The organism is Actinomycetospora sp. (assembly GCF_055612215.1).
On the sequence record NZ_JBVPVA010000129.1, the window covers coordinates 1 to 8694 of the forward strand.

The window sequence follows — 8694 nt, forward strand, 5'->3', positions numbered from 1 at the left end:
CGCTGCTGGGGGCGGGCCCGACGGACGCGCCGGTGGACTCCTCGCTCGTCGGTCCGGCGAACAGGACGGCGGCGAGGATCCCGGCCAGCAGGGCGACGGCGAGGACCACGATGACGACGACGGTGGTCGGCCGCCCGCGTCCCCGCGTCCTCGGCGGGGCGGCGGGCGCGGGCGCCGCCACACCGGCCGCCCACGGCTCGGGCGGCACGGACCGGGGACCGGACCCCGTGCCGTTCCCCCGGGGCGCGGGAGCGCCCGGCCCGGGGCCGGAGGGGTCGGGCGAGGGATCGGGGTCGAACGGGCTGCCGCGCCACGTGGCGGGCGGGGCCGAGCGGCGACCGCCGGGCGTGACCGGGTCGGACTCGGCGGAGCGGCGGGAGTCGGGGATGCGCGCGTCGGCCGCGTCGAGCTCGGTCCGGGACCAGCCGGACGAGGACGTCGACGACGCGGAGGAGTGCGCGATACGGCCCAGCTCGCGGCGGGCCTCCGCCGGGGTCGGGCGCTCGGCCGGGTCGTCGCGCAGCAGGCGCATGAGCAGGGCGGTGAGCGGGCCCGCCTGCACCGGCGGGTTCACGGCCCCGGCCGCGACGGCGTGCAGCAGCGCGAGGGCGTTGTCGTCGGACCCGAAGGGCGGCATGCCCTCGACGGCGGCGTACAGGGTCGCGCCGAGGGAGAAGACGTCGGAGGCGAACGTGGAGTCCTCGCCGCGCGCGACCTCGGGGGCCAGATAGGCGGGGGTGCCGGCGAGCATGCCGGTGCGGGTCAGGGTGAGGTCGCCCGTGGCGCGCGAGATCCCGAAGTCGGTGATCTTGACGGTGCCGTCGGCTCCGATCAGCACGTTCCCGGGCTTGACGTCGCGGTGCACGATGCCGGCCTGGTGCGCAGCGTCGAGCGCGTCGGCCACCTGCCGGCCGATGCGGGCGACGAGTCGCGGCTCGAGCGGGCCGTGCTCACCGAGCATGGCCGCGAGGCTGCGCGAGGGCAGGTACTCCATGACGAGCCACGGCTCGTCACCCTCGATCGACGCGTCGAACACCGAGATCGCGTGGGGGTGCTGCAGGCGCGCCGCGATGCGGCCCTCGCGCAGGGTCCGCTGGCGGACCTCGTCGGCCTCGCTCTCGTCGAGGCCCTGGTTGAGGAAGACCTGCTTGACGGCGACGACGCGGCCGAGTCGCTCGTCGGTCCCGCGCCAGACCACGCCCATCGCCCCCGAGCCGATCCGCTCCTCGAGGCGATACCGCCCGGCGACGACACGACGAGGTGTCACCGGCCTCCCTCCGCCCGAGACTGCGGCCTCCACGGGCCCCCACGGGGGATCAGGGTAGAGGTCACGAGCTGCGGGGTCCCACGGTCGGGTGACGTGTGTCCCCGCGGGCGCGGCGGGCGGCCTCAGCTCCCGCCACCGAGCAGGCCCCCGACTCCGCCGGTCACGGAGCCGACGAGGCTCTTCGCGCCGCCGTCGGACGAGCCGGAGCCCGAGGAGGAGCCCCCGTCGGAGGAGCCGGAGTCCTTGGAGGACCCGGAGTCCTTCGAGGAGCCCTCGTCGGAGGAGTTGGAGTTCTTCGACGAGCCCTCGTCCGAGGAGGTGGAGTTCTTCGACGAGCCCTCGTCCGAAGAGCTGGAGCCCTTCGAGGAGCCCTCGTCCGAGGAGCTCGAGTCCTTCGTGTCGGAGGAGCCGGAGTCCTTGGTGTCCGAGGAGCCGGAGTCCTTCGTGTCGGACGAGCCGGAGCCCTCGTCGGTCGAGGACCCGGACGACTCCGACGACGACGAAGCCGACTTCGCGCTCGTCGACGACGAGTCCGACCCGCCGCCGGTCAGGGAACCGACGAGCCCGCCGACCGTGCTGGTCGTCTTCTGGACCGTCGATTCGACGGCGGCCTCGGGCGCCGCAGTGGTGGTCGGGGCCGCTGCGGCGGCGGGGGCGGGTGCCGACGGGGTGGTCGTCGACGCTCCGCTGCCGACCGCGCCGTGCACGTCGCCGACGGGGGCGGTGGCCTGCTGGGTCTTCGCGAGGAAGTCCGCGGCCGTGGTAGCGGTCGTCGCGACCAGGGGCGTGACCGCCGGGGGCGTGACAGCCGGAGGCGTGACCGCCGGAGGCGTGACAGTGGGCGCGCCGCCACCGGTGAGGGCGGACAGGAGATCCGTCGACCCGCCGTCGAGGGGGAGTCCGCCGCTCACGCCGCCGAGCCCGTCCACCGTGCCGCCCAGGGTGCCGGTGAGGCCGGTGACGGTGCTGCCCAGCGCGCCGGTGGCGCCGGTGACCGTGTTGCCCAGCGCGCCGGCGGCGCCGGTGACCGTGTTGCCCACGGCACCCGTGAGGCCGGTGGTGGTGTCGCCCAGGGCCCCGGTCACGCCGGTGACGGTGGAGCCCAGGGTGCTCGACACCCCGGTCACGGTCCCCCCCACGCCGCCGACGATCCCGCCGACGGCGCCCGCGGCCCCGCTCACGGTGCCGCCCACGGCGCCCGTCGCTCCACCGACGAGCCCCCCGACCGGTTCGGGCAGCAGTCCGCCGAGGGCTCCTCCGACGGAGCCCACGGTCCCGCCGACCGTGCCACCGACGGAGCCGACGGTGCCCCCGACGGAGCCCACGGTGCCGCCCAGTGCGCCGCCGCCGGTCTCGACGATCCCGCCGACGGTGCCTCCGACCGAACCCACGGTGCCGCCGACCGTGCCGCCCACGGAGCCCACGGTGCCGCCCACGGTGCCTCCGACGGAGCCCACGGTGCCGCCGACCGTGCCTCCGACGGAGCCCACGGTGCCGCCGACCGTGCCGCCACCGGAATTGCCACCGGTGCCGCCACCACCGCCCCCGCCCCCGGGCAGCGTCGGGAGCCCGGGAATGCCGACACCCGGACCGGGCGCCGTGATGCCGCTCCCGGCGCCCGCCCCCGCCGGCGGAGCGGGCACGGCGGGGGCGGTCGCGCCGGGGAGCGACGACGTGGCGGCGATGCCCGCGAGGACACCGCCGAGGGCTCCGCTGGGCAGGCCGAGACTCTCGGCCACCGTCGTGAAGGCGACGGCCTGCGGGGTCGCGGTCACCGGGGACCCGGGGGCCCCGACGACGCCGGGCGCGCCCGGGGCGCCGCCGACCGGCGTGCCGTCGGGCCCGACACCGGGGGAGTCGTCGACCGGCGGGTTCAGCGCACCGATGCCGGCGCCCACGACGCCGAGCGCGGTGCCGCCGACGAGCAGCGCGGCGATGGTGACGCGGGTGGCGGCCACGCTGCGGCGCAGGGCGAGCGGGGCGGCGTGCCGGCGGACCCGGCCGCCGGAGGTGACGACGGCGCCGGACGCGGAGAACGGGCCGGTGTCGTCACGGAGCACCAGTTCGGAGACCGCGATCCCGGTGCTGTGTCGGGCGCCGGGTCGGCGCTCGTGGGGGGCCTCGGGGAGCGGGGGGAGGATCGGATCGTCCGATCCGGCCGTGCCGGACAGGCCGGCCCAGCCACCGGCCCGCCGCATCGAACCGCCGTCGCCACCGTGCATCGATGCCGAGACGCTCACGTCGTCACTCCCGAATCAGTCAGCCCCCGCCGAACGTCACTCTTCGTGCCACGAAGGTCTACTCGTGAGTTCGGGTGGCGCCCAGCCGCCGAGTGGTGGCCTGGGCCGATCGACCGGGTTGCGTCGCCGTACGGCCATCGACCGCGTTCGGACCGACACGAGCGGGTGTCACTCGTCCGAACGACTCAGTCACGCACAGGTCACTGTCGCTCGGCGCAGGAGACCGACCGCTCGGCGACGGCGTGGAGTAGTCCGGTCACCGTCGGTCGCCACGATCAGTGGTCGGTGCGGCCACGCGTCCGGCCCAGCTTGGGCCGGACGGAGGAACGGTGGGGTCCTCAGGCCGACGGCGGGTTCGCCAGACGCCGACGGGCTGCCTGCAGTTGGTTGACCGAGAAGAGGCCGATCCCGCCGCCGAGGAGCAGTCCGAGGACGTCGGCGGTGACGCCGCCGTTGGTGAGCAGCAGCGCGACCAGCGCCCCGAGCGTCAGCCCACCGGCGGCGGGCAGCCGCTTGCGGGCGTCCGCGGCGAGATGGGTGGCACCGGGCCGCTTCTGGGCCACCGAGCGCAGCATCAGCAGATAGCCGCCGTACCCCACCGCGGCGAGCAGACCCAGGATCGCGACGATCGTCGCGATCAGGTCGAAGACCGGTCCCATGGACCCAGGATGCCAGCCCGGATGCGTGCTGGGCGTTCGCTCGCGCCGGGGGCGGCGGACGGCGCTGGGATCAGCGGCCGCCGAGGCGACCGCGGCCCAGGCGCAGCAGCAGCATCCCGAGCTCGCGCCCCTCGGCGCCGAGGTCGCGGAACCGCGCGAGCACCTGCATCTCGCGGTTGTAGACGATGCGGGGCCCGCCGGCGTTCATCCGGGCGAGCCCGATGCGCTGGCTGATCTCGGACCGGCGCTTGATGAGGCGCAGGAGCTCGGCGTCGATGGCGTCGATCTCGACCCGCAGGTCGGGGATCTCCTCCGCCGTCGCGGGGGCGAGGCCGGCGGGCTCCGGGGCGGCCGTGCCCGCAGGGGTGTCGGTCGAGGTCGGGGTGTCGGTCACGGCTGTGGTCCTGTCGAGGAGGTCGGAGCCGTTCCGGACCCCGGCACGAGAACGCCCCGGGGTCCTCGGACTCCGGGGCGGGTGGTGGACGGCGACTCAGCGCCGGGCGACCACGGGGACCGGGAGCCGGTACCCGTACGGAAATCGCCTCGTCGCCTGCACGCCCCGGAGGGTAGCGCCGGACCTGGCCGCACGCCACGACGTCGCCGCCCCGGTCACCCGTCGTCGAGGGGCACTCCACGACGGTCCTGGGCCCGCACGGGATGGGTGGCGTGCCCGTCGACGGGTGGCGTCGAGGAGTCGTCCCGGACGTGGCCCGGACCGTCGGGGGTGGCGGGTAGCGTGACCAGGCGATGAGTAGCACTGACACCGGGCCCGCCCGGGGGTCCCGGCCCAGCGCGGCGGCCGGGCTGGCCGCCCGCCTCGCGGGCGCCGCCGGTACCACCGCGCTGCGCCGCACCGGTCCGGGCAGCCCGGAGCCGGCGCGCCCGGACACCGGGCGGACCGAGACCGGACGGACGGAGATCGGGCGGGCGGACGAGGCCCGCGCGCGGGCCGACCGCCGCCGCGAGCAGGCCGAGGCGCTGCTCGAGGGCATGAACCCGCAGCAACGCGAGGCCGTGGTGCACTCCGGCTCGCCGCTGCTGATCGTCGCCGGCGCGGGCTCGGGCAAGACCCGGGTGCTCACCCACCGGATCGCCTGGCAGCTCGCCCACGGCGCGCACCCCGGGCAGATCCTCGCGATCACGTTCACCAACAAGGCCGCCGCCGAGATGCGGGACCGGGTGACGGCGCTCGTCGGGCGCCGCGCGAACGCGATGTGGGTGTCGACCTTCCACTCCATGTGCGTGCGCATCCTGCGCCGCGAGTACAAGCACCTCGACCTGTCGAGCACCTTCTCGATCTACGACGCGGACGATTCCCGGCGGCTCGTCGCCACGATCACCAAGCAGCTCGACCTCGACCCGAAGCGCTACCCGCCGCGCGGGCTGCTCGGGCAGATCTCGGCGTGGAAGAACGAGCTGACCGACCCGCTGACGGCGGCCGACGCGGCGGGCAACGACTACGAGCGGCGCTGCGCCGAGGTCTACGCGGTGTACCAGCAGCGTCTGCAGGCCTCGCGGTCGCTGGACTTCGACGACCTCATCTCCCGCACGGTCGACCTGCTGACCCGGTTCCCGGACGTCGCCGAGCACTACCGGCGCCGCTTCCGGCACGTGCTCGTCGACGAGTACCAGGACACCAACCACGCGCAGTACATGCTCGTCCGCGCGCTGTCCTCCGGCTCGGAGGACGGGTCGACCCCGCCGGCCGAGCTGTGCGTGGTGGGCGACGCCGACCAGTCGATCTACGCGTTCCGCGGCGCCACGATCCGCAACATCGTGGAGTTCGAGCGGGACTACCCGCAGGCCCGCACCATCCTGCTCGAGCAGAACTATCGCTCCACGCAGATGATCCTCTCTGCCGCCAACGGCGTGATCGCCCGCAACCCCGACCGTCGGGACAAGCGGCTCTGGACCGACTCCGGCGACGGCGAGAAGGTCGTCGGCTACGTCGCGGACAACGAGCACGACGAGGCCGCGTTCGTCGCCGCCGAGATCGACCGGCTCGTCGACGCCGGCGACGTCCGCTTCGGCGAGGTCGCCGTCTTCTACCGGACCAACGCGCAGTCCCGGGTCTTCGAGGACGTGTTCGTGCGGCTCGGGATGCCGTACAAGATCGTCGGCGGGGTGCGGTTCTACGAGCGCCGCGAGGTCCGTGACGCGCTGGCCTACCTCAAGGTGCTCTCCAACCCCGAGGACACCGTCGCGCTGCGCCGCATCCTCAACGTGCCCAAGCGCGGGATCGGGGACCGCGCCGAGGCCGTCGTCGCCGACCACGCCGAGCGCGAGCACATCACCTTCGCCGCCGCCCTGCGCCGGGCCGCCGCGGGCGACGTCCACGGCCTCGCCACCCGCTCGCAGCGCAACATCGCCGACTTCGTCGAGATGCTCGACGCGCTGCACGCCGGCGTCGCGAGCGGCGAGGAGGTCGCCGACACCCTCGACGCGGTGCTGACGAAGTCCGGCTACCGCGCGGAGCTGGAGCACTCCGAGGACCCGCAGGAGCAGTCGCGCCTGGAGAACCTGACCGAGCTCGTCAGCGTCGCGCGCGAGTTCGTCGGCGACGCGCGGGCGAACGCGGCGCTCGCCGAGGACGCCACGACGGACGGGGCGGCGGACGTGCCGGCCGGGGTGGTCGTCACCGACGACGGGCTCCCCGAGCCGGGCTCGCTGGAGGCGTTCCTCGAGCGGGTCTCGCTGGTGGCCGACGCCGATTCCATCCCCGACGGCGGCGACGGCGTGGTCACCCTGATGACGCTGCACACCGCGAAGGGCCTGGAGTTCCCGGTCGTCTTCCTCACGGGCTGGGAGGACGGCGTCTTCCCCCACCAGCGCGCGCTCGCCGACCCGACGGAGCTCTCCGAGGAGCGACGTCTGGCCTACGTCGGGATCACCCGCGCCCAGCAGCGGCTCTACGTCTCGCGGGCGCTGATGCGCTCGGCGTTCGGCCAGCCCCAGGCCAACCCGCCGTCGCGGTTCCTCGACGAGCTGCCCGCCGACGTCGTCGACTGGCGGCGCAACGGGCCCGAGCGGTCCGCCCCCAGCGCGTCGACGAGCTTCGGGTCGGGCCGCAGCTGGGGCCGCGACCTGACCGGGGCGCGCTCCCGGCCCTCGCCCATGCGCTCGCCGGGCCTCTCCGGGCCGACCCTGCACCTCGAGGTCGGCGACCGCGTCAGCCACGACAAGTACGGGCTCGGGCTCGTCACCGTCGTCGACGGGGTCGGCAGCAAGCAGACGGCGACGATCGACTTCGGGTCGTCGGGGACGGTGCGCCTCATGCTCATCGGCGGCGTGCCGATGCAGAAGCTCTGAGTCCTCCGGTCGCCGGGCCGTTTGGCCGCGGGTAGCCCTGGACGGACGCGGTCGACCAGCGAGCCGTGCGACGGGACCGACGACCCGGGAGCGGTGTGGACACGATCGACGACGTGCACGACGACGGACTGTTCGGACCCGACTCGGTGACCTGGCGGGTCCACCTCGAGCCCGTGCTCTGGATCGCGGGGATGCGCGCGCTGCTGCTGCAGTCGCTGCACCCGCGGGTGATGCGCGGGACCTACCAGAACTCCGCGCTGTTCGACCCCAAGAAGGCGTGGCCGCGCTTCCAGCGCACCGTCGAGTTCGTCGGCACCCGCACCTTCGGGAGCACCACCGAGATCGAGGCCTCCGCCGGCCGGGTCCGGCGCCTGCACGCGACGCTGCGGGGCTACGACCCCGACACCGGCAACGACTTCCGCCTCGACCTGCCCGACAACCTGCTCTGGGTGCACGCCTGCGAGATCGACTCCTACGTCGACGTCGCCCGCCGCGCCGGGGTGCTCGACGACGACGACGGCGCCGACGCCTACCTCGCCGAGAGCGTCCGCGCGGCCGAGGTCGTGGGCCTCGACCCGGCGATCGTGCCGTCGTCGCGGCGCGCGATGGCCGCCTACTTCGACCGGGTGCGGCCCGAGCTGCGGCTGTGCGACGAGGCCCGGCTCGGGGTGGGCGGCCTGCTCACCCCGCAGCCCCACGCGCCGGCGTCGGCGGCCATCGCGCTGTCCACCATCGCCGGGCTCGCGTTCGGCACGCTGCCCCGCTGGGCCCGGCGCCTCTACGGCCTGCCCGGGCTGCCCACCACCGACGCCGCCACCAGTGTGGCGCTGCGGCTCGTGCGGGGGGCGACGAACCTGCTGCCCGATCCGCCCATGCCGCCCCGGATCGCCCGCGCCCGCGACCTGGTGCGCAGCGCCTGACCGCGCTATGGGGCCGCGGGCTCCGGGAGCCAGGAGCCGTGGAACCCGGTGGGCACCCCGCGGGGCAGGGTCACCGCGGCGACCGGCCGGGTCACGTCGCCCGCGTCCAGGACGAGCAGCCGGGACGCTGTCCCGTCGGCCCGGGTCGTGATCGAGAGCAGCCAGCCCTCGTCCTCGGCGCGGTCCGGGCGCGCCGAGGGGACGAACACCGCCTCGCCGGCCTTGACGTCCGGACCGAGCTCGTGGGCGGTGGCGTTCCCCGTGTCGAGGTCCAGCCGCACGATCGCGTTGGCGCGATC

7 protein-coding genes are annotated in these 8694 nt (G+C 75.2%); 2 read left to right on the forward strand and 5 right to left on the reverse strand.

What is annotated here, in order from left to right; all coding sequences use genetic code 11:
• From AC0CYZ_RS03380 to AC0CYZ_RS03395, 4 genes are all read right to left on the reverse strand, one after another.
• A partial coding sequence (locus AC0CYZ_RS03380; protein ID WP_472212344.1) for a serine/threonine-protein kinase occupies positions 1-1267 on the reverse strand: 1267 nt, incomplete at its 3' end.
• Between the two features lie 122 nt (positions 1268-1389).
• On the reverse strand, positions 1390-3507 hold the full coding sequence (locus tag AC0CYZ_RS03385; protein WP_472212346.1) for a hypothetical protein: 2118 nt from the start codon (positions 3505-3507) through the stop codon (positions 1390-1392).
• 338 nt (positions 3508-3845) lie between these two features.
• Positions 3846-4166, reverse strand: coding sequence for a hypothetical protein (locus AC0CYZ_RS03390; protein ID WP_472212348.1), 321 nt, complete (start codon positions 4164-4166; stop codon positions 3846-3848).
• Positions 4167-4236: 70 nt separating this feature from the next.
• Entirely contained in the window at positions 4237-4560 is a 324-nt protein-coding gene (locus AC0CYZ_RS03395) for a chorismate mutase (RefSeq protein ID WP_472212350.1), read from the reverse strand.
• Positions 4561-4913: 353 nt separating this feature from the next.
• On the opposite strand from AC0CYZ_RS03395, the gene pcrA reads away from it, so the two are divergent.
• Entirely contained in the window at positions 4914-7475 is a 2562-nt protein-coding gene (gene pcrA / locus AC0CYZ_RS03400; protein ID WP_472212352.1) for a DNA helicase PcrA, read from the forward strand.
• Between the two features lie 95 nt (positions 7476-7570).
• Positions 7571-8395, forward strand: a complete 825-nt coding sequence (locus tag AC0CYZ_RS03405) for an oxygenase MpaB family protein (protein WP_472212354.1) — start codon at positions 7571-7573, stop codon at positions 8393-8395.
• A 5-nt stretch (positions 8396-8400) separates the two neighbouring features.
• On the opposite strand, the gene AC0CYZ_RS03410 is transcribed toward AC0CYZ_RS03405, so the two are convergent.
• Positions 8401-8694 (reverse strand): carotenoid oxygenase family protein (locus tag AC0CYZ_RS03410; protein ID WP_472212356.1); only part of this gene is annotated, 294 nt, incomplete at its 5' end.